At 60.2% G+C, this 21,223-nt stretch carries 17 protein-coding genes; 13 read left to right on the forward strand and 4 right to left on the reverse strand.

The features are described from left to right. Positions 1–25: 25 nt before the first annotated feature. Both K7A42_RS02530 and K7A42_RS02535 read right to left on the reverse strand, forming a co-directional pair. On the reverse strand, positions 26–2,134 hold the full coding sequence (locus K7A42_RS02530; RefSeq protein ID WP_112555490.1) for a sensor histidine kinase: 2,109 nt from the start codon (positions 2,132–2,134) through the stop codon (positions 26–28). Further along, positions 2,131–2,871, reverse strand: a complete 741-nt coding sequence (locus tag K7A42_RS02535) for a response regulator transcription factor (RefSeq protein ID WP_112555492.1) — start codon at positions 2,869–2,871, stop codon at positions 2,131–2,133. Before K7A42_RS02535 ends, K7A42_RS02530 begins: the two co-directional genes overlap by 4 nt. Before the next feature lie 239 nt (positions 2,872–3,110). On the opposite strand from K7A42_RS02535, the gene K7A42_RS02540 reads away from it, so the two are divergent. The 12 genes from K7A42_RS02540 to K7A42_RS02595 all read left to right on the forward strand — a co-directional run bounded on the left by K7A42_RS02540 (position 3,111) and on the right by K7A42_RS02595 (position 18,029). After that, positions 3,111–4,109, forward strand: coding sequence for an ABC transporter substrate-binding protein (locus tag K7A42_RS02540; RefSeq protein WP_037091000.1), 999 nt, complete (start codon positions 3,111–3,113; stop codon positions 4,107–4,109). A gap of 114 nt (positions 4,110–4,223) precedes the next feature. Continuing rightward, positions 4,224–5,249, forward strand: a complete 1,026-nt coding sequence (locus tag K7A42_RS02545; RefSeq protein WP_003503939.1) for an ABC transporter substrate-binding protein — start codon at positions 4,224–4,226, stop codon at positions 5,247–5,249. Between the two features lie 85 nt (positions 5,250–5,334). Next, complete coding sequence (locus K7A42_RS02550; RefSeq protein ID WP_006698675.1) at positions 5,335–7,566, forward strand: ABC transporter permease; 2,232 nt, start codon at positions 5,335–5,337, stop codon at positions 7,564–7,566. Next, positions 7,563–8,624, forward strand: a complete 1,062-nt coding sequence (locus K7A42_RS02555) for an ABC transporter ATP-binding protein (RefSeq protein WP_034498388.1) — start codon at positions 7,563–7,565, stop codon at positions 8,622–8,624. Before K7A42_RS02550 ends, K7A42_RS02555 begins: the two co-directional genes overlap by 4 nt. Before the next feature lie 306 nt (positions 8,625–8,930). Beyond that, a complete protein-coding gene (locus K7A42_RS02560; RefSeq protein ID WP_004438202.1) occupies positions 8,931–9,968 on the forward strand; it encodes an NAD(P)-dependent alcohol dehydrogenase in 1,038 nt (345 codons plus the stop codon). A 374-nt stretch (positions 9,969–10,342) separates the two neighbouring features. Beyond that, a complete protein-coding gene (locus K7A42_RS02565; protein WP_004438205.1) occupies positions 10,343–11,227 on the forward strand; it encodes an AraC family transcriptional regulator in 885 nt (294 codons plus the stop codon). A 97-nt stretch (positions 11,228–11,324) separates the two neighbouring features. Next, positions 11,325–12,236, forward strand: a complete 912-nt coding sequence (locus K7A42_RS02570; protein WP_004438208.1) for an ABC transporter substrate-binding protein — start codon at positions 11,325–11,327, stop codon at positions 12,234–12,236. A 71-nt stretch (positions 12,237–12,307) separates the two neighbouring features. Next, positions 12,308–13,810: a sugar ABC transporter ATP-binding protein gene (locus K7A42_RS02575; RefSeq protein ID WP_112555494.1), complete on the forward strand. Its 1,503-nt coding sequence runs from the start codon at positions 12,308–12,310 to the stop codon at positions 13,808–13,810. Next, positions 13,800–14,777, forward strand: coding sequence for an ABC transporter permease (locus tag K7A42_RS02580; protein WP_004438211.1), 978 nt, complete (start codon positions 13,800–13,802; stop codon positions 14,775–14,777). The genes K7A42_RS02575 and K7A42_RS02580 overlap by 11 nt, the downstream gene beginning before the upstream one ends. Positions 14,778–14,816: 39 nt before the next feature. Beyond that, entirely contained in the window at positions 14,817–15,548 is a 732-nt protein-coding gene (locus tag K7A42_RS02585) for an SDR family oxidoreductase (RefSeq protein ID WP_004438213.1), read from the forward strand. A gap of 88 nt (positions 15,549–15,636) precedes the next feature. Beyond that, positions 15,637–17,247, forward strand: a complete 1,611-nt coding sequence (locus K7A42_RS02590; RefSeq protein WP_112555495.1) for an FGGY-family carbohydrate kinase — start codon at positions 15,637–15,639, stop codon at positions 17,245–17,247. 56 nt (positions 17,248–17,303) lie between these two features. Next, positions 17,304–18,029: an SDR family oxidoreductase gene (locus K7A42_RS02595; RefSeq protein ID WP_006698669.1), complete on the forward strand. Its 726-nt coding sequence runs from the start codon at positions 17,304–17,306 to the stop codon at positions 18,027–18,029. A 104-nt stretch (positions 18,030–18,133) separates the two neighbouring features. On the opposite strand, the gene proP is transcribed toward K7A42_RS02595, so the two are convergent. Continuing rightward, positions 18,134–19,654 (reverse strand): glycine betaine/L-proline transporter ProP, encoded by a 1,521-nt coding sequence (gene proP, locus K7A42_RS02600; protein ID WP_004438219.1) that lies wholly within the window; start codon positions 19,652–19,654, stop codon positions 18,134–18,136. A gap of 164 nt (positions 19,655–19,818) precedes the next feature. Further along, on the reverse strand, positions 19,819–20,115 hold the full coding sequence (locus tag K7A42_RS02605; protein WP_004438228.1) for a PRC-barrel domain-containing protein: 297 nt from the start codon (positions 20,113–20,115) through the stop codon (positions 19,819–19,821). A gap of 232 nt (positions 20,116–20,347) precedes the next feature. Here K7A42_RS02605 and K7A42_RS02610 point away from each other — a divergent pair, with 232 nt between their 5' ends. Further along, entirely contained in the window at positions 20,348–21,187 is an 840-nt protein-coding gene (locus K7A42_RS02610; protein ID WP_035208568.1) for an inositol monophosphatase family protein, read from the forward strand. Positions 21,188–21,223: the final 36 nt, after the last annotated feature.

The raw sequence follows: 21,223 nt of genomic DNA on the forward strand, positions 1-21,223 counted from the left end.
TGCCCCGACACCCGATCCTGCAATGTTATCTCGCCTGCCCGGCATGAATCGGGAAAAGCAGCTGCACCCTTGCGCCCTCACCGGGCTTTGAATGGATGTGGGCTTCGCCACCGCTCTGGCGCACGAAACCATAGACCATGGCAAGTCCCAGGCCTGCGCCTCCATGGTCCCCCCGGGTGGTGAAATAGGGTTCGAAGGCCTTGTCCACGGCCTCCGGCGTCATGCCGATGCCCTCGTCCGAGACGGTTATCACCAGAGTATCCTTCTCGCAGGCCGCCTCGATTGAAATCAGGCCGCCCTCCGGCATGGCGGCCGCGGCGTTGAGGCAGAGATTGAGGATGGATTGCTCGAAGAGGGCGGGGTCGAGCGGGATGGCGGGAAGATCATCATCGAGATCGAGTGCAATACGGCATTTGGGGCCAACCGCGATCTCGAGAATATCGGCCATGCCGCGCAGGAGATTGGCCACGTTAATGCAGCTTGGATGGATGGGCTGCTGGCTGCCGATGGTCAGCATGCTGCTGGCCAGGGAGCGGCCGCGATCAGCTGCCTTGCGAATGCGGGCAATATGCCGGTTCTGGCGGTCATTGAAACCGGCCTCTCGCTCCAGAAGGCCGAGGCTGCCGGTGATGATGCCGATCATGTTACCCACCTCGTGGCTGACCTGGTGGGTCATGCGCATGATGCCGTCCAGCCGCTGGGCCTTGACTGCTTCCGCCTCCTGCCGGTCTAGCGCGGTCACATCGCGGGCAAGCAGCACGATGCCGCCATCCGGCTGGCGCGACATCGATATTTCTATAACCCGCTGGTCGGCGGTTCGATGCCGCACCACGGCGCGCTCCAGCAGGTTCCCATGCCCACCATCGAAGGGCAGCAGCATCGAATCGATTTCGGGAATGGGCTCGACGAACCGGCGGATCGGCAGCTTTCGGGACGAGCCGGAACGCCCGACAAGTTCGATGATGCGGCGGTTCATGGTGATAGGCCGCCCGGCCGGATCGAACAGCGCTATTCCCTCATTCATGTTGCGGAATGTGGAGCGGATGGTGCGGGCTGCGGCTTCGGCCGTACGCCTGAGGCGAGAGACGCGGTCGACGCTGTCGTGGAAGGCGCGAAACGCGTCGAGCAGGCGGATGAGCTCCGTCTCGGGACCCGTATAGGAGGGCGGCCCGACATCCGTTTCCCCCTTGGCGAGGGCATTCATGCCGTTGGAGAGCGTCACGATCCCGCGCGAGACACGCATCACCGACCGGATCGAAAAGATCGCCACGATGAGAACCAACAGCGAGGCAACGGCGACAATGATCAGCAGCCGGTTGAGAGCATCGGAGGTGGAGATAAGGTCTTCGTTCAGACTGCGCGCGACCGCGTCGCCCTGCGTTTCGGTCACATGCGAAAGATCGCGCGAGACGGTGTGAAGGCGCGAGACCGAGGCGCGGATCGCGAACATCTCCAGAAGGTAACGGCTCTGGGCCTCGAAAACCCGCTCATAGGGCTGAAGCTCGGCAATGGGCAGGCGCTCGCCCGGATAACCCTGCTGACGCGCCGTTGTTTCCGCCACATAGCGGCGGCGCAGTTCGCCAAGCTGAAAAAGACTGTCGGACGCGGACGCGGCCTGTACGATGCCGTTCATCCGCCGGCGCAGCTCCGGATCGAGGATACCCTGACCGGTGGCGATTTCGCCAAGCGCGGCTGCCGCCTCCGCCTTGTGGCCCTGCGCGGCATCGGCATCCTTAGCGAGATCGAGTGTCTGCGCTCGGATACGCTGCAGCAGTTCAACGATACGCTCACTCGCAAAGCCGCGTGCTGCTCGCTCGCCGCTGCCCGGCTCTGTCATCTGCAGAAGCAGATCGACCTGCTGGACAACGGAGCGGCTTTCGCTGGAAACGCGATAGGGCGAGGCGGCATTCATCAGGAAAGGTGCACTGGAGACGAGATCGGAGACCTGCCGCGAGACCAGCGAGGCCTTGGCGAGACTGGAGAAGGCCTGCAATCCATAGGCCGCCATTTCATCGCGGGCGCGCTGCAATCCGTAAATCGCGATGGCGGACAGGCTAAAGACGAGGACGCAGGTAAAGACGATCGCAAAGGGCAGGCGAAAGGCGATGGAGGAAAGGAAGGAGCGGCTGATCACGGGTAGGGCTCGCCCTCATCGGTGTGGAGCACGTAACCCTTGCCGCGCCGGGTCTTGATATGGCGCGGCAGATCGGGGTTTATCTCGATCTTGCGCCTCAGCCGCAGCACCAGCACGTCGACGTTTCTGTCGATATAACGGTCGCTCTCCGAACCCAGCCTGTCGAGAATCTGGGAACGGCTGACGGCCTGGTTGGGCGTCTCGGCAAGAATTTCCAGAAGCGCGAATTCGGCGCTCGTCAGTGTCCGGCTGCGGTCCGCGAGGCAGACAGCGCGGCGTGCATCAAGATCGATCGCCCAGTCGCCAAGCCGCAGCGCCGCGCGCCCGTGGTCACGCTCGCTGTCCTTCTCCTGTTTTAGCGAGGGAATTGTCCGGCGCAGGACGGCCTTGATCCGCGCCGTGAGCTCGATTGGTTCGAAGGGTTTGACTACGTAGTCGTCGGCGGCGGTCTCCAGGCCGAGCACCCGGTCGGCGGCACTTCCGGCGGCGGTGACCATGACGATGCCGATGTCGATCTGGCTGCGCAGCCGCTGGGCGAAGGTGCGCCCGGACGTGCCAGGCAGATTGTGATCGACGAGGACGAGCTGCATCCTGTCCTTTGCCAGTATCTCGTCGGCCTCCTCTGCGGAGCGCGCACAGGTGGGCAGCCAGCCCTCAGCCTCGACGAGATCCGAGATAAGCTCGGCCATATCCGGATCGTCCTCGACGATCAGAATGCGAACCTTCTGATTAAGCACTGCAACTTCCTCCCGCCACCATCATAGGCATGGTGGCGGCTATCTTCAAAGGCTCGCTGGTTATCTCTCCTGTCATAATTGTAATATCTGTAATCTTGTTCGGCAGTGCGGTGAAAGATTGGTAACCATTCTTCGATTGCGGTGCGGACAGGATGTGACATGCTGTTGATGGAGACTGGAACGGGGAGGTTCCAGGCAGGGAGGCTTAATTGAAAGCATTGACCGCACTTGCGGCGAGCATGGTCCTTTGGCTGTGCGGCGCAGGGCATGGCATGGCCGAACCGAAGTTGAACGTCCTGTGCGGCGTCGATGAGGCCTGGTGCGTGACCATGCAGCGGGCATTCGAAGCCAAGACCGGACTTGAAATTTCGATGGTTCGCAAAAGCACCGGCGAAATTCTCGACCAGATTCGCGCCGAGCGATCCCATCCGACAGTCGACGTGTGGTGGGGCGGCACCGGCGATACACATTTGCAGGCAGGTTCCGAAGACCTGCTGGACGAATATCGGCCCGCCAATCAACAGGATCTGTTGCCCTGGGCGCAGAACTTCAATGCGATGTCCGGGTCGAAATCGGCTGGAATTTATGCTGGCGCGCTTGGTTTTGCCTATAATTCGGAACTGCTTGCCAAAAACAGCTTACCCGCTCCCACCTGCTGGAAGGATTTGGCCAAGGACGTCTATCGTGGCCATATCCTGACCGGCAATCCGAACTATTCCGGCACGGCCTTCACCATGCTCGCCACGCTTGTGCAGCTGTTCGGCGAGGAAGAAGCCTTTGGTTTCATGACGAAGCTGAACCTCAATGTCGTGGGTTATACCAAGGTCGGTTCGGCACCCGTCAAGGCGGCGGCGCGGGGTGAGGTTCTTATCGGGATTTCCTTCATGCATGATGCCGTGACCCAGAAGATCGAGGGTTTCCCGCTGGTCATCGTCGCGCCCTGCGAGGGCACCGGCTACGAGATCGGGGCGGTCAGCATTGTCAAGGGCAACCACAATACGGCGCTTGCGCAGACCTTCGTGGAATTTGCGCTGAGCCCTGAAGGACAGGAAACCGGCGCCATAGCCGGCCAGAACCAGGTGCCGTCCAACGCCCGGGCGACATTGCCGCTGACGGCACCTGATATATCGATGATCAAGATGGTGGATTACGACTTTGCCACCTTCGGCCAGCCGGAAGAGCGAAGTCGATTATTGAGCCGCTTCGACAGCGAGATTCACCCGAGCCAGACCCAGTAGGGCCAAATACCAAAAACCCCGAAACGACAGCACGCGCGCCACAAGGTGCCGCGACCGGCAGCGCCATGTCTGCGCGTGACCCGAAATTCAGACGCAAGCTACAGGAGGATAACCATGCGACTGACGATACTTTCCACTCTGCTTTTTGCCGGTACGGCACTAAGCGCCGTTTCCGCGCAGGCGGCCGGCGAACTGAACCTGATCTGCTCGGCCGATGTCGTCATCTGCGAACAGATGAAGGGCGATTTTGAAAAGTCTCATGACATCAAGGTCAATATGGTGCGCCTGTCTTCGGGCGAGACCTATGCCAAGGTGCGCGCGGAAGCCCGCAACCCGAAAACCGATATCTGGTGGGCCGGTACGGGCGACCCGCACATGCAGGCAGCCTCGGAAAACCTGACGCTCGAATACAAGTCGCCGATGCTGGACCAGTTGCAGGACTGGGCGGTCAAGCAGGCGGAGAGCACGGGTTACCGGACTGTCGGCGTTTATGCCGGTGCGCTGGGCTGGGGCTACAACACCGAGATATTCAAGTCCAAGGGTTACAAGGAGCCAAAGTGCTGGGCCGACCTTCTGGCGCCGGAACTCAAGGGCGAAATCCAGATCGCCAATCCGAACTCTTCGGGTACCGCCTATACCGCGCTTGCCTCACTTGTGCAGATCATGGGCGAGGATCAGGCCATCGATTACCTGAAGAAGCTCAACGCCAATATCTCGCAATATACCAAGTCCGGCTCGGCACCGGTCAAGGCGGCGGCGCGCGGCGAGACGGCGCTCGGCATCGTCTTCATGCATGATGCGGTGGCCCAGACCGCGGAAGGTTTCCCGGTCAAGTCAATCGCTCCGTGCGAGGGCACGGGTTACGAGATCGGCTCCATGTCGATCATCAAGGGCGCCCGCAACCTCGACAATGCCAAGACCTGGTACGACTGGGCGCTGAAGCCGGAGGTCCAGTCGCGCATGAAGGACGCCAAGTCCTTCCAGCTGCCGTCCAACAAAACGGCGGAAGTGCCGAAAGAGGCACCGAAGTTCGAGGACATCAAGCTCATCGACTACGACTTCAAGACCTATGGCGATCCTGCCAAGCGCAAGGCGCTGCTGGAACGCTGGGATCGCGAAGTTGGTGCGGTCGCCAACTGATCTGAACTCCGGCGATCGGCATCCCGGCTTTTGAAGCCGGGGTGTCCGCCACTCTTTCATCGGCATGAAACAAGCGAGGTCGGCCATGACACGTGGCAATCGCAGGCTGGACATCGTCCTGGCGTTCGGGGCTTTCGCCCTCATTCTTCTTCCCTGGTATCGCATCGAAGGCGGCTTTTACAGCTTCCGCTGGCTGTCCGGGTTTTTCTCCTCCGCCAGCAATGCGCCAGGTGTGTTGCAGATACTGTCTTATGGAAAACCATGGCTGGTCGGCATTGTCATTTTCTTCCTTGCCGCATGCCTTGTCCGGCCGATCCGTGATCCGATGCGCCGGGGCGGTTTGCTTGCATTCATTGGCGCTGCTGGTCTCGTCTTCCTCGCCTTGCAAGGGCTGGCCATCGGCTTTACCGGCTGGACCTGGACAATCAGCGAAAATCTCTTCGGCATGCTCGCCGATGGCCAGCCGTCCATGGGGGCGGGGGCCGTCGTCATGTCGTTCGTCTTCGTGCTTCTTTTTGCCTTCGGGCTTGCCGAACGTGGTGTCATGAAGGGCGATGCCTTTGTCGTCGGCGCCATTTCCGTTCTGGTTTTCCTCGTTACGGTTTTTGTCTTCTATCCGATCGGCAGTATGCTGGTTGCGTCCGTTCAGGATTTCGACGGCTCCTTTAATGCCGATGGATTCATTCGCAATATCAAGGATCCCGGCATATGGAGCCTTGGCTGCGTCGTGGGTGAGGAGCGCTGCGGTGTTGCCTGGCGCACGCTCTTCCTCGCGCTGATGACCGCTTTCGGTTCGACCGTGCTCGGCCTTGGCTTTGCCCTGATCGCCACCCGCACGCGCTTTCCCTTCAAGAAGGGACTGCGGCTCCTGACGGTGCTGCCAATCATAACGCCGCCTTTCGTTATCGGTCTTGCCCTGACGCTGCTCTTCGGCCGCGCCGGCGTCGTCACCGAATGGCTTTCCTATCTCTTCGGCATCGAGCCGGGTCGCTGGCTTTATGGCATGACCGGCATCTGGATCGCGCAGGTTCTTTCGTTCACGCCCATCTCGTTTCTGGTGCTGATCGGTGTAGTCGAAGGGGTAAGCCCCTCCATGGAAGAAGCCTCTCAGACGCTGCGCGCCGACCGCTGGCGCACTTTCTGGCGGGTTTCCCTGCCGCTGATGAAGCCCGGTCTCGCCAATGCCTTTCTCATCGGCTTCATCGAAAGCATGGCGGATTTCGGCAACCCGCTGGTGCTTGGCGGCACACACGGCGTCCTGTCGACGGAAATCTTCTTTGCTGTCGTTGGTTCGCAGAACGATCCGTCGCGCGCCGCGGTCCTGGCGATCATCCTGCTGTGTTTCACGCTTTCGGCCTTCCTTGCCCAACGCTTCTGGCTGGCAGGCAAGAATTTCGCCACGGTGACGGGAAAGGGCGACAGCGGCGCGCATATCGCGCTTCCGCGTGGCCTGTCCATCGGCGTTCATGCCGTTGTCGTGCCGTGGATGGTCTTCACAATCGTCGTTTATGGCATGATCCTTGTGGGCGGTTTCGTGAAGACCTGGGGTCTCGACAATTCCCTCACCTTCGACCATTACCTCCGCGCATTTTCCGTGAGTTTCTCCAACGGCTCCATCGCGTGGACCGGCGTTGCCTGGAACTCGTTCTGGACGACCATGAAGATCGCGCTGATTTCCGCTCCGCTCACCGCCGCAGTCGGTCTCCTGACGGCCTATATCATCGTGCGGCAGAAATTTGCCGGGCGGAACCTGTTTGAATTTGCGCTGATGATGAGCTTTGCCATTCCCGGCACAGTCATCGGCGTCAGCTACATCATGGCCTTCAACCTGCCGCCGGTAGAAATGACCGGCTCGGCGCTGATCCTGATCGCCTGCTTTGTGTTCCGCAACATGCCGGTCGGTGTGCGCGGCGGCATTGCGGCGATGAGCCAACTCGACAAGAGCCTCGACGAGGCCTCGCTGACGCTGCGGGCCAACAGTTTCCGCACCATTCGCAAGGTCATCCTGCCGCTCCTGAGGCCCGCGATCACGGCCGCACTGGTCTATTCCTTCGTGCGCGCCATCACCTCCATCAGCGCCGTCATCTTCCTCGTCAGCGCCGAATACAACATGGCGACGTCCTACATCGTCGGCCTCGTCGAAAACGGCGAATATGGGGTTGCGATTGCCTATTCCTCCATGCTGATCGTGGTGATGATCACCGTCATTGCCGGCTTCCAGTTCCTCGTTGGCGAGCGTCGGCTGCGGCGCGAAAACCGCGTCGCTGGCCTACCATCCGCTTCCCCCGTTCCTCTTGCCCAGGAGAAAACCGCATGATTTCCGTTAAGCCCGGCTCCGTTACCTTCAAGAATGTCCGCAAGACCTTCGGTGCTTTCACCGCCATACCGGACCTGTCGCTCACCATCGAACCAGGCACGCTGGTAACTCTGCTCGGCCCATCCGGCTGCGGCAAGACGACGACGTTGCGCATGCTGGCGGGCCTCGAACACCCGACGTCCGGCCGCATTCTCATCGGCGATCAGGATGTCACGATGCTGCCAGCCAACGAGCGCGATGTCTCGATGGTCTTCCAGTCGTATGCGCTGTTCCCGCACATGACGGCGCTCGACAATGTTGCCTATGGCCTGCAATCCTCCGGGCTACGCAAGGCGGAAGCGCGGGAAAAGGCGGAAGAGGGGCTGAAGCTTGTCGGCCTTGCCGGCATGGGGCATCGCCTGCCTGCCGAACTTTCCGGTGGGCAGCAGCAGCGTGTCGCGGTTGCCCGTGCCCTGGTACTGGAGCCGCAGGTGCTGCTGCTGGACGAACCTCTTTCGAACCTCGATGCCCGCCTTCGTCGCCGGGTCCGCACCGAAATCCGTGAATTGCAGCAAAGACTTGGCTTCACTGCGGTTTACGTGACGCATGATCAGGATGAGGCGCTCGCCGTTTCCGACCGCATCATCGTGATGAAGGATGGAGAGATCGCCCAGTCTGGCGCCCCCCGCGAGCTGTATGAGGCTCCAGCCTCCGCCTTCATTGCCGATTTCATGGGTGAGGCGAATGTCGTGGGCTGCGAAGTGATAAGGCTGGATGGGCCGGACGCAATGGTCCGCGTTGGGGGCATCGATTATCGGCTTTCCGCAGGCAACGCCAGGCTGGGGCCGGCGAAGCTTGCGGTTCGCCCGGGCTCGATTTCAATCGGTCAGCCCGGCGGGCAGGGGGTTGCCGGGCGGGTGCTGCACAGCGCCTATCTGGGCGGCCACGTGGAATACGAGGTGGAAACCGAGATCGGCACGCTTTTCATCATCGATCATATGGCGGAAACCGGCCTGCCGCCGGCAAGCGACGTCACACTCGGCTTCAGGAGCCGCGGTATCGCTTTGATCCAGGCCTGATCCCCAGGCAAGCCAGATGCGGTTCCGGCCTGCTTCTGGCTGTCGACGCGCTGTCAGCACGCCGCATTCCAGATCGCCGCCGTGCCGGGCGAATAGCTCCGGCAGACGAATCAGTCCTCATGTCCGGCTCGGGAAAGGACACGACATCGCGGCAGTGATGAGAAATTGCAGGCTCCTCGATACAGTTTTTCCTGTGCGAAGAAAAACCGGTTGTTCCGGCGGATTTCTGTTTACTTTTGCCGAGGTTACGCGCCATCACGCTGACTGAATTCGCTGCCAGGCGTATCGTAAACCACGGAGGATGAGATGAAGGCACTGGTGCTGGAAGAAAAAGGGAAGCTCGCGCTCAGGGACTTTGACATTCCCGGTAAACTCGGACCGAAGGATGTGCGTATCCGCACCCACACGGTCGGCATTTGCGGCTCCGACGTCCATTATTATACACATGGCAAAATCGGACATTTCGTCGTCAACGCCCCGATGGTGCTCGGGCACGAGGCCTCTGGAACGGTGATCGAAACCGGCGCCGAGGTAACGCATCTCAAGGCTGGCGACCGTGTTTGCATGGAGCCGGGTATTCCCGACGCAACGTCTCGCGCGTCGAAGCTCGGCATCTACAATGTGGATCCGGCCGTCCGTTTCTGGGCGACGCCCCCTGTGCATGGTTGCCTGACGCCGGAAGTCATTCATCCCGCTGCTTTTACGTACAAGCTGCCGGACAATGTGTCCTTTGCGGAAGGCGCCATGGTGGAGCCCTTTGCCATCGGCATGCAGGCGGCGCTGCGTGCCCGCATCCAGCCGGGCGATGTCGCCGTGGTAACAGGCGCCGGTCCGATCGGCATGATGGTGGCGCTTGCCGCGCTCGCGGGCGGCTGCGCGAAGGTCATCGTAGCCGATCTTGCCCAGCCCAAGCTCGATATCATCGCCTCTTACGATGGCATCGAGACCGTCAATATCCGCGAGCGCAACCTCGCCGAAGCGATCGCTGAGGCGACGGACGGCTGGGGCTGCGATATCGTCTTTGAATGCTCGGGCGCTGCCCCTGCCATTCTTGGCGTTGCCGCCCTCGCACGACCGGGCGGCGCAATCGTGCTCGTCGGTATGCCGGTCGATCCGGTTCCGGTCGATATTGTCGGCCTTCAGGCCAAGGAACTTCGGGTCGAAACGGTTTTCCGCTACGCCAATGTCTATGATCGCGCCGTAGCGCTCATCGCATCCGGCAAGGTCGATCTGAAGCCGCTGATTTCTGCGACCATTCCCTTTGAAGACAGTATTGCCGGTTTCGACCGTGCGGTGGAAGCGCGGGAAACGGACGTCAAACTGCAGATAGTGATGCCGCAATAAGTGCCAGACATTCGCTCGCTGATGCATAAGCGGCGAAAGGTGCGCGGAAAAGTATAAGTAGGGTCTGCCTGTGGCAGGCAGGCCCTACTCCAAAAATTCATCACAGATCGCCTCCTGTTGAGAATTGTTTGGGCGCATCACGGCAAATTGAGCAAAAAAAACAGGCTCTCCGCAACGTTGGCTGTCAATCACGTTGAGGCACTATTCAATTTCTCGCAAAAAACAGTCAAAAAAGTATCGGTAATTTCTCCGGCGTGATGTGGATGTTTTGCCGCGGCCCGCCCTATGCTCCTCATCAACGCCTGGGACGAGCCATAAAGAGGAATGGCTTCGCTTCGCAAATGCGGCGGACGTGACTGATGGGAGGAACCATGATGCAGCCCGATCTGGAACTGGTGCACATCCGCAAGGGCGAATCTTTCGCTGCCTGGCGGCATGGCTATCCGTTCCGTACCGTGCGCTGGCATTATCATCCCGAATATGAAATTCATCTGGTCGTCGCGACGTCAGGCACCTTCTATATCGGTGATTTCGTCGGCCGTTTCGGCCCCGGCCAGCTCATCATGACCGGCCCCAATCTCCCCCAGAACTGGATCAGCGAGATCGAGCCGGACGAAATCGTGCCGACGCGTTCCCTCGTGATCCAGTTTCCGGAGAGTTTTATCGAGGATGCCTGCGCCTCCATGTCCGAGATGGAAGTGGTGCGCGGCCTGCTGGATCGCAGCCGTCGCGGTATTCTCTTTGACGACGAGACGAGCGATCGCGTTCGTCCGCTGATCCTTCGGCTTATCGAGGCGCAGGGCCTGACGCGTCTGGCACTTTTCTGGGAAATTCTCGATCTCTTGGTCAATGCGCCGACATCCGAGGTGCTGGCAAGCCTCAGCTACGAACTGGATCTGACCGGGATTGGCGACAGCGGCATCAATCGCGCCCTCTCTCATCTGCGCGAGCATCTGACCGAACAGGTGGAGGAAATCGATCTCGCCGACATGGTGGGCCAGAGCCCGAGCGCCTTCTCCCGGGCCTTCAAGCGTCATACCGGCACGACGCTGGTGCGCTATCGCAATCAGTTAAGGATCGATCTTGCCTGCCAGATGTTGCTGGCGGATCAGGATGTGAAGGTGGCCGAGGTCTGCTACGATGTTGGCTTTTCCAATCTTTCCAATTTCAACCGGCATTTCCTGAAACTCAAGGGAATGTCACCGTCGAGGTTCCGAACCATTTTTGCGGCCCAGAAGGCAGCTGTTATGGCGGAGTAAACCAGCGACACATCGCCGATTTTTACCAATTCGGGCAGAGGTCTGTCCGGAAACGGGCACTTGTTGCCCCAACTTTCCTAATGGGAGGAAGAGTGAGATGAAAATGAAATCCAAGTTTCTGATGGCGACAGCCGCAATTGCAATGATGGCCGCTCCGGCGCTGGCGCAGGAAAAGCTGAAGATCGGCATGACCTTCCAGGAGCTGAACAACCCCTATTTCGTGTCGATGCAGGAAGCGCTGAAGGAAGCTGCGGCAAGCATCGGCGCTGACGTTGTCGTGACCGATGCCGGCCACGATGTGGCAAAGCAGATTTCCGACGTTGAAGATATGCTTCAGCAGAAGATCGACATCCTGCTTCTCAACCCAACCGACAGCGCCGGCATCGAAGCCGCCGTGCACGCTGCCAAGGCTGCCGGCGCAATCGTCGTTGCGGTTGACGCCAACGCCAATGGCCCGGTCGATACCTTCGTCGGCTCGAAGAACCGTGACGCGGGCTACAAGTCGTGCAAGCATCTCGGTGACGCGCTCGGCGGCAAGGGTGAAGTCGCGATCCTCGACGGTATCCCGGTCGTGCCGATCCTTCAGCGCGTCGAAGGTTGCAAGGCCGCACTCGCCGAATTCCCCGAGATCAAGCTGGTCGATACACAGAACGGCCGTCAGGACCGCTCCGTCGCTCTGGGCGTCGTTGAAAACATGATCCAGTCGCGTCCGAACCTCGCCGGCATCTTTTCGGTGAATGATGGCGGTGCGATGGGCGCTCTGGCTGCTATTCAGGGTTCCGGCAAGGACATCAAGCTGACCTCGGTCGACGGTGCTCCGGAAGCTGTGAAGGCGATTGCCGAGGGTGGTCCTTTCATCGAAACCACCGCGCAGTTCCCGCGTGACCAGGTGCGTGTCGGCCTTGCCATGGCGCTCGCCCAGAAGTGGGGCGCTCGCGTCGTGCCGAAGGAAGTCCCGATCGACGTTATGGTCGTCGACAGCAAGAACGCCGGCGAGTTCAGCTGGTAAGAACTCCTCCCAGGCTCCGTCCCCGCTTTATGCGGGGGCGGGGTTAAATCCCGACCATTGAGGAGGGTGAAATGCTGGAACTGAATGGAATAAGAAAAAGCTTTGGCAAGATCGAAGTCCTGCGTGGCGTCGACCTTGAGGCGCGCGCCGGCGAGGTGCATGCGCTTCTGGGCGAAAACGGCGCCGGCAAGTCGACTCTGATGAAGATCCTGAGCGGCATCCTGCAGCCCTCGGAAGGAACGATCCGCATTGACGGCAAGGATCGCCGCTTCGCCAATTACGATGAGGCGATTGCCGCCGGTGTCGGCATCGTGTTTCAGGAATTCAGCCTGATCCCTTATCTCAACGCCGTTGAAAACATGTTCCTTGCCCGCGAAATCCGCGGGCCGCTGCGCCTTCTGAACAAGGGCGCGATGCGCAAGCGCGCAGCCGAAATCATGGGCCGGCTCGCCGTGGATGTTCCGCTTGACGTCCCGGTGCACCGCCTTTCCGTCGCCCAGCAGCAATTTGTCGAAATCGCCAAGGCCTTGTCATTGGATGCCCGCATTCTGATACTGGACGAACCCACCGCCACGTTGACGCCTTCCGAGACGGAGCACCTTTTCAAGGTCATGCGCGAGCTGCGCCGTCAGGGCGTGGCAATCATCTTCATTTCGCACCACCTCGAAGAAATATTCGAGATTTGCGACCGCATTACCGTCCTGCGCGATGGCGAGCTGATCGGCTCTTGCCTGACGTCGGAGGTCGACAATGACCGCCTGGTTGAAATGATGGTCGGCCGGCGCATCGAAGCCAGCTTCCCGCCGAAGCCGCAACTCGATCCTTCCGCCGCGAAGGTGATCGAAGTCGAGGAGCTGCAACTGAAGAAGGGCGGCCCTGTTTCGCGTTTCGCGCTGCGCAAGGGCGAAATTCTTGGTTTTGCCGGGCTCGTTGGTTCAGGCCGCACGGAAACAGTTCTCGCCATGCTCGGCGCGCATTCCGCGACGCGCCGAAAGATCAAGCTCGATGGCGTCGATACGCGTTTGTCAGGCCCCGATGATGCGCTGACGCGCGGCATTGGCCTGCTGCCGGAAAGCCGCAAGGAGGAGGGACTGATCACCAGCTTCTCCATCCTGCAGAATATCTCGCTCAACAATTACGGCAAATACCGCAAGGCGCACTGGTTCCTCGATCTCAAGAAGGAACTGGAGTACACGACAAAGGCCATGGCGCAGGTGCAGGTGAAGGCACAAGGGCCTTACGCCCGCGTCGACACGCTGTCCGGCGGCAACCAGCAGAAGATCGTTATCGCGCGCTGGCTGAACCACGACATGCGCGTGCTGATCTTCGATGAGCCGACACGTGGCATCGATGTCGGAGCGAAGGCAGAAATCTATTCGCTGATGCGCGAATTTGCTGCCAGGGGCCATTCGATCATCATGATCTCCTCGGAACTGCCGGAAGTCATCGGCATGTCCGACAGGGTCTGCGTTTTCCGGTCCGGCGGCATCGTTGCCACGGTCGAGGGAGACGACATCAATTCAGAAACAATAATGACAAACGCCACCACCGGGAGAGTTGAACATGTCGCTTGATGCAAACACCGGCGTTGCCGCGAAAACGGGCGGTTTCAGTCTCAGTGCCATGCTGCGCTCGCCGCTCGCCCTGCCGCTGGCGGGTCTGATTGTCGTATCCATCCTGATGGGGCTTGCGAGCGACAATTTCTTCAGCCTCAACAACATCATGAACGTGCTGCGGCAGGTTTCCGTCGTTGGCATTCTGGCCGTTGGCATGACTTTCGTCATTCTGACCGGCGGCATCGACCTGTCGGTCGGGGCGGTCATGGCGCTTATCGGAACGCTTTCCGCTGGCCTGATGGTGAACACCGGCCTCTCGCCTGCAATTGCGCTGCCGGCCGGCCTGTTCATCGGTCTCGGTATCGGCATCTTCAACGGGGCGCTTGTCGCCTGGGGCAAGATGCCCGCCATCATCGTCACACTCGCCACCATGGGCATGGCCCGTGGCCTTGGCCTTATCTATTCCGGCGGCTACCCCGTCAGCGGTATTCCGAGCTGGATTTCCTGGTTCGGTGTCGGCCGTATCGGTGTGGTTCCCGTCCCAGTCGTCATCATGGTGGTGATCTACGCCATCGCCTGGGTGCTGTTGCAGCGCACCGCTTTCGGCCGCCACGTCTATGCGCTCGGTGGAAACGAACTGGCAGCCCGTCTTTCGGGCGTGAAGACCCAGCGCGTCAAGCTTGCCGTCTATGGCATCTCCGGCGTCACGGCAGCATTTGCGGCACTGATCCTCACCGGCCGCCTGATGAGCGGTCAGCCCAATGCCGGTGTCGGCTTCGAACTCGATGCCATCGCGGCCGTTGTTCTCGGAGGCACGGCGATTGCCGGCGGCAGGGGCCTCATTCTCGGCACGCTCATCGGCGCGGTGCTGCTCGGCATTCTCAATAACGGCCTCAACCTGATGGGCATCAACCCCTATCTGCAGGATGTCATCAAGGGCGGCATCATCCTGCTGGCCATCTATATCGGACGGGAATGGCGCTGAGCCGGCCCGGAAATATCTTCATAAACGCAGGAGAATTAAATGTCTGAATCGCTGCAAGGCAAGATTGCGGTCATCACCGGCGCCGCATCCGGCATCGGGCTTGCCACCACAGAAGCGCTGTTGGAACAGGGCGCGACAGTTGTGATGGTCGACTGGAATGAGAAAGCCCTGAACGATCTGGTCGCCAAGCTCGGCGACCGTGCCATCCCGCAGGTCACCAATCTGCTGGATGCCGACAGCTGCAACGCGATGATCCCTGAGATCCTCAAGAAGGTCGATCATATCGACATTCTCTATTGCAACGCCGGCACCTATATCGGCGGCGATCTCACCGAAACGACCCCTGAAGCCATCGACAAGATGCTCAATCTCAATGTCAACGCCGTCATGAAGAATGTTCATGCCGTCGTGCCGCACATGTCGGAGCGCAAGACGGGCGATATTATCGTCACCTGCTCGATTGCCGGCCACTTCCCGACCTATTGGGAACCGGTCTATTCGGGCTCGAAATGGGCGATCACCAGCTTCGTGCAGGGCATGCGCCGTCAGATGATCCCGCACGGTGTGCGCGTTGCCCAGGTCTCTCCCGGTCCTGTCGTTTCTGCACTGCTGGCCGATTGGCCGGAGGAAAACCTCCGCAAGGCCAAGGAATCCGGCAGCCTGATCGATGCGAGCGAAGTGGCCGATGCCGTCGTCTACATGCTGACGCGCAAGCGGACCGTCACCATCCGCGACATGCTGGTCTTGCCGACCAACTTTGACCGCGTTTAAAAACGTCTGGAGCGGCGGGAAGCCTGAAACGGTTCCGCCGCTCAAATCTGTTCAAGCACCGGATGATCCGCTCCGAGGAGTATCGCAAATGGCTTCCTATCTTGTTGGCGTCGATGTCGGGACCGGCTCGGCGCGGGCCGGTGTCTTCGATGCGGCGGGTAAGCTCCTGGCCACCGCCAAGCGCCCGATCAGCATGCATCGAGAAGACGGCGGCATAGCCGAGCAATCGAGCGCAGAGGTTTGGCAGGCGGTTTGCGATAGCGTGCGGGAAAGCGTTTCGCGCGCTGGTATCGATCCGGCTGAGGTCGCCGGCATCGGTTTTGACGCAACCTGCTCGCTCGTTGTCCGCGGGCCAGATGATGAGACCCTGCCGGTCGGCGCTGCCGATCATCCCGAACGCGATATCATCGTCTGGATGGACCACCGCGCCGTTGAACAGGCGGAGCGCATCAATGCGGGCGAACATGCCGTCCTGAAATATGTCGGCGGCCGCATTTCCCCGGAAATGCAGACGCCCAAGCTGCTGTGGCTCAGCGAAAACAGGCCGGAAATCTATACGCGCGCCGAGCATTTCTTCGACCTGACGGATTTTCTGACATGGAAGGCTTCCGGCGCGCTCGATCGTTCCGCTTGCACGGTGACTTGCAAGTGGACCTATCTCGCCCACGAAAACCGCTGGGATGCGGAGTATTTCGCCAAGATCGGCCTAGGAGATCTGGCGGAGCAGGGCTTTCGCCGCATCGGTGAGAGCGTCGTCCATCCCGGTACGGCGCTGGGCGCTGGGCTAACCGAAGATGCGGCAAAGGCTATGGGGCTGGTTGCTGGTACCGCCGTTGCGGCGGGCCTCATCGATGCCCATGCCGGTGGTGTCGGCACGGTGGCTGCCGGTGGTGATGCTTCGAAATGCCTTGGTTATGTCTTCGGCACTTCCTCCTGCACCATGACCACCACTGCCGAACCCGCTTTCGTGCCGGGTGTCTGGGGTCCTTATTACTCCGCGATGGTTCCCGGCGCATGGCTGAATGAGGGCGGTCAGTCCGCTGCCGGTGCGGCCATCGATTATCTGGTTCAGCTACATCCGGCAGTCCCCGAAGCGAAAGTGCTTGCCGAGAAGGATGGCAAAGCCTTACCGGTCTGGCTTGCCGACCGCGCCCTCGGCCTCGCCGAATCCGCTTCCGCCGCAGCAAAGCTTGCAGAGGATTTTCATGTGGTGCCGGAATTTCTCGGCAACCGCGCACCCTTCGCCGATCCCCATGCCCGCGCGGTGGTTGCCGGGTATGGCATGGAAACCGGCGTGGATTCCCTTGTCGCGCTTTATGTGGCCGGGCTTCTCGGCCTTGGTTACGGGCTTCGTCAGATCATCGAAACGCAGGCCCGCAACGGCGCGCCGGTGGAAACCATCAGTATCAGCGGCGGTGCGGGTGCCCACCCGCTTGCACGGCAGTTGTTGGCCGATGCGACCGGGCTTCCCGTCGAATTGACCGAATGCGAGGAGCCGGTGCTGCTTGGTTCGGCCATGCTGGGCGCCGTCGCCGCCGGAACCTATCCGGACCTGATGGCGGCGATGCCCGCGATGTCGCGTATCGCCAGCTGTGCGGCTCCCGATCCCGCTTTCCAGAAGGTTCATCAGGCACGCTACGACGCCTTTCTTGCGTTGCAGAACGCAGCGCGCGCCATTCGCGCCGCCAGCCATTCCTAAGCCGCGTCACAAGCTTAGATCATCCGGCCGCATTGGCCGCAAATAACGAGGATTCCATGCAGTTTTCCGGAAAATCCGTCATCATCACCGGCGCAGGCAAAGGCATTGGCCGCGCCTGCGCGCAGCTGATGGCCGCACGTGGTGCGGAGGTCGTGGCGATCAGCCGCACGCAGTCCGATCTCGACAGCCTCAGAAGCGAAATCGGCGGCCGTTCGATCCGAGCCGATCTTGCCGACGTCGCCGCCACCCGCGCCGCCATGGCCGAAGCCGGCACCTGCGATTTCCTGATCAACAGCGCCGGCATCAACGTGCTGGAAAGTGTGCTTGACATGAGCGATGCAGGCTACGAGGCCGTGCTGGGCATCAATCTGCGCGCAGCCATCGTCACCTGCCAGGAATTCGCCCGCGCGCGTGTTGCAAGGGGCGGCGGCGGCGCCATCGTCAACATCACCTCGATTGCAGGGCATCGCGGCTTTCAGGATCACCTGTGTTATGCGGCGTCCAAGGCCGGGCTTGAGGGCGCAACCCGCGTGCTTGCCAAGGAACTTGGCCCGCATGGTATTCGCGTCAATGCCGTCGCGCCCACCATCACACTCACTGAACTGGCTGCGGAAGCGTGGAACGATCCGGTCAAAAGCCAGCCTATGATGGTGCGTCATCCGCTCAATCGCTTCGCAGAAGCGGAAGAGGTGGCGCAGAGCATCGCGCTGCTGCTTTCCGATGACAGCAAGATGATTTCCGGCGCCGTATTGCCAGTGGACGGCGGCTTCCTCGCCGTTTGAGCAAAACAACAGCTGCTCTCGGCGCAGGCCTATTGAAACCTGAAAAAATCGATGCGCGGGGTGCGATACGCATTGCCCGCGCATTTCATCTATGACGGATGGAGTTAGTTCAGGTCCGGGTGCCGGCCGACGAGCTGACTGCGTTTCGCCTGCAGAATTTCCTTCTGCTGTTCCAGTTTGAGAAGCTCCTCGTCAATCTCTTCAACGCTTTTTTCGATGTGCAGATATTGCGCGGCGAGAAGCGATTTCGCCTCCTTGCGGCTGGAGGCGTTGGGCGTATCGCCATAGAGAGGCCGGTTCGCCGTCTCTTTCAGAAAGAAGGTCGTGACAATGCCGAAGACAGCGGCGACCATGAGGTAATAGGCCGGCATATAGATGTTGTCGGTCGCTTCCACCAGCCAGGCCGTGGCCGTTGGAGTCAGGCCGGCGACGATGATCGAGATGTTGAACGCGATCGCCAGGGCGCTATAGCGTATGCGCGCCGGGAACAGGGCGGGCAAGGTCGAGGCCATGATTCCGATCAGGCAGTTCAGCGCGACGGCGAGAATAAGCAAGCCGAAGAAAATCTGGACCACCTGCCCGCTGGCGATGAGATGGAAAGCCGGTAGCGAGAGAAAAAAGATCGCCGTGCTGCCGACAGCGAGGAAAGGTTTGCGGCCTATCCGGTCGCTCAAAAGCCCGATGGCCGGCTGGACGAACAGCATACCCACCATGACGGCGATGATGATGAGGACGCCGTGATCCTCGCTGTAATTCAGCGTCTTTGACAGGTATGTGGGCATGTAAGTCAGCAGCATGTAGTAGGTGACATTGGTGACGAGAACCATGCCGATGCAGATTGCCAGCGAACGGAGATGTTTGCTGGTGATCTCCGCGATGGGGACCATGGGCCGTTCCTTCAGCGACTGACGGTCCTCCTCTTCAGCGCGGTGAAGGCGTTCGGTGAAAGCCGGCGTCTCCTCCGCGGCGTGGCGAAGATAAAGGCCGATCAGTCCGAGCGGAGCGGCAAGGAAGAACGGAATGCGCCAGCCCCAGTCAAGAAATTTCGCCTCACCCATGGCGGTGCTGAGCAGCACCACCAGCCCCGCGCCAAGCACAAAACCGGCAATCGAGCCGAAATCGAGCCAGCTGCCGAGATAACCGCGTTTGCGGTCGGGCGCATATTCCGCCACGAAGATGGCCGCACCGGTATATTCCCCGCCCACGGAAAAGCCCTGAACGAGCTTGCAGAGCAGCAAAAGGATAGGGGCCCAGATGCCGATGGTCGCATAACCCGGAATGAGGCCGATGCAGAAGGTGCTGGCCGCCATGATGATAATGGTGAGAGAGAGGACTTTCTGCCTCCCGAACCTGTCGCCCATCGCCCCGAAGAAAACGCCACCTAGCGGACGAATGAGAAACGGCACCGAAAATGTCGCAAGTGCCGCCACTGTCTGAACGGCGGGGGCAGCCTCCGGAAAGAAGACCTTGCCAACGGCGTAGGCGACAAAGCCGTAAACACCGAAATCGAACCACTCCATGGCATTTCCGAGGGCGGCTGCCGTCACGGCTTTTTTGACCTTCTCGTCATCGATGACGGTCACGTCGTCAATGCTCAGTGGGCTGGCCTGAATCTGACTGTTCAATTGTTGTCCCCTTGAATGCCTTGCAACCATTTATTGCGCGACGTGAAAATGCGTGACATGCGCATGTGTTCCATTTGCAGGCGGAAGCGGTGCGGGGCGGGGTGTGCCCCAATAAACGAACGCCCGGCAATGGCCGGGCGCTTCTGAAATCTGGTGGGATGCATTCAGTGACGATGCTCGGGCATGTCCTTCAACTGATCCTTCGTCCATGAGGTCACTGCGTGGACATCGCCGTCCTCATCGCGCATGAAGTCAAGGTCGCTGAGCGGAACTGCGACGGGCTTTGCGCCGATGCCGAGAAAGCCGCCGACATCGATGATCGCCGTGCTGCCGGCGCCGACGCCGTGTACGTGGTCAACCTTCCCGACCTTGTGGTCATCGGCGCCATAGACGGTCGCGCCTTCTAGAACCGACGGCGTCAGTTCGGTTTCAACCAGACGTACGTGATTGCTATGATCCATTTTTTCCTCCTGTCGTGGTTTACAGGAACGAAACTCCCGCGTTGCAAAACCGTTCCATTGGCTGTTGCTCGCAGTCATTGCGCTGCCTCGCGAACAGACCTGCAAGCTTCCGGAATGAACATGCCGATACTTTGTCATTCGATAGTCATGTTTGACCGAGAAAACCCTCTTGAAATTAATGAACGCGTGTGCAATATGAACACGCGTTCACTCAAAAGAAATGGTTTTGCGCATGGACTCGATGCCCTATCCGGATACATTGGCAGCTCGCGCTGAACTGTGCCGCAGCGTTATTTTATCCGCCGGCGAACTGGTGCTCAAAGGTTTTCAGGGTGAGGCGACACGAAGCTTCTCCATGAAGGGGCCGCAGGATTTTCTGACTGTGACCGATGCGGCTTCCGAGGCGCATATTCGCGGGGCGATCTCGGCTTGTTTCCCAGACGATAGTTTCTTTGGTGAAGAAGGCGGCGGTGAGATCGGCGATCGGGTGTGGGTCGTCGATCCCGTTGACGGCACCGCGAATTTCGCGCGTGGCATCCCGCATTTCTGCATCTCCATTGCTTATGTCGAGAAGGGGCGAACGGAAATCGGCGCGATCTATAATCCTGCGCTTGACGAGCTTTATTTCGCGCGTCGCGGTGAAGGAGCAACGCGCAACGGGCAGCCGATTCAAACCGCGGAAACGACGCGCTTTGATGCGTCATCGATCGAGATGGGCTGGTCGACCCGGGTCGCGAATTCCACATATCTCGATATCGTCAGGAACCTGCTCGATATGGGCAGCAATGTTCGTCGTGCAGGCTCTGGAGCGCTGGCACTTGCCTATGTGGCCGACGGTCGTTCCGACGCCTATCTCGAATTACATATGAATTCATGGGATTGTCTTGCGGGCTTGCTACTCGTCAGCGAAGCTGGCGGCGATGTCTGCCCATTTCTGGAGATTGGCAGTCTTCGGGATGGCGGGCCTGTTCTGGCTGCGGCCCGCGGTGTTGCCAGAGGCGTCAGCCAGGCAGCGAATATACCCCTTGCCGAAAGGACGCCGTCGGACCGGCAGCGCGCCGCCTCGGCCTGATTTCAGGCGAACACCTGTTCGGGGTGTTCGCGCATG

This window comes from Agrobacterium sp. InxBP2, from assembly GCF_026191755.1.
In the GTDB taxonomy this organism is placed as follows: domain Bacteria; phylum Pseudomonadota; class Alphaproteobacteria; order Rhizobiales; family Rhizobiaceae; genus Agrobacterium; species Agrobacterium pusense.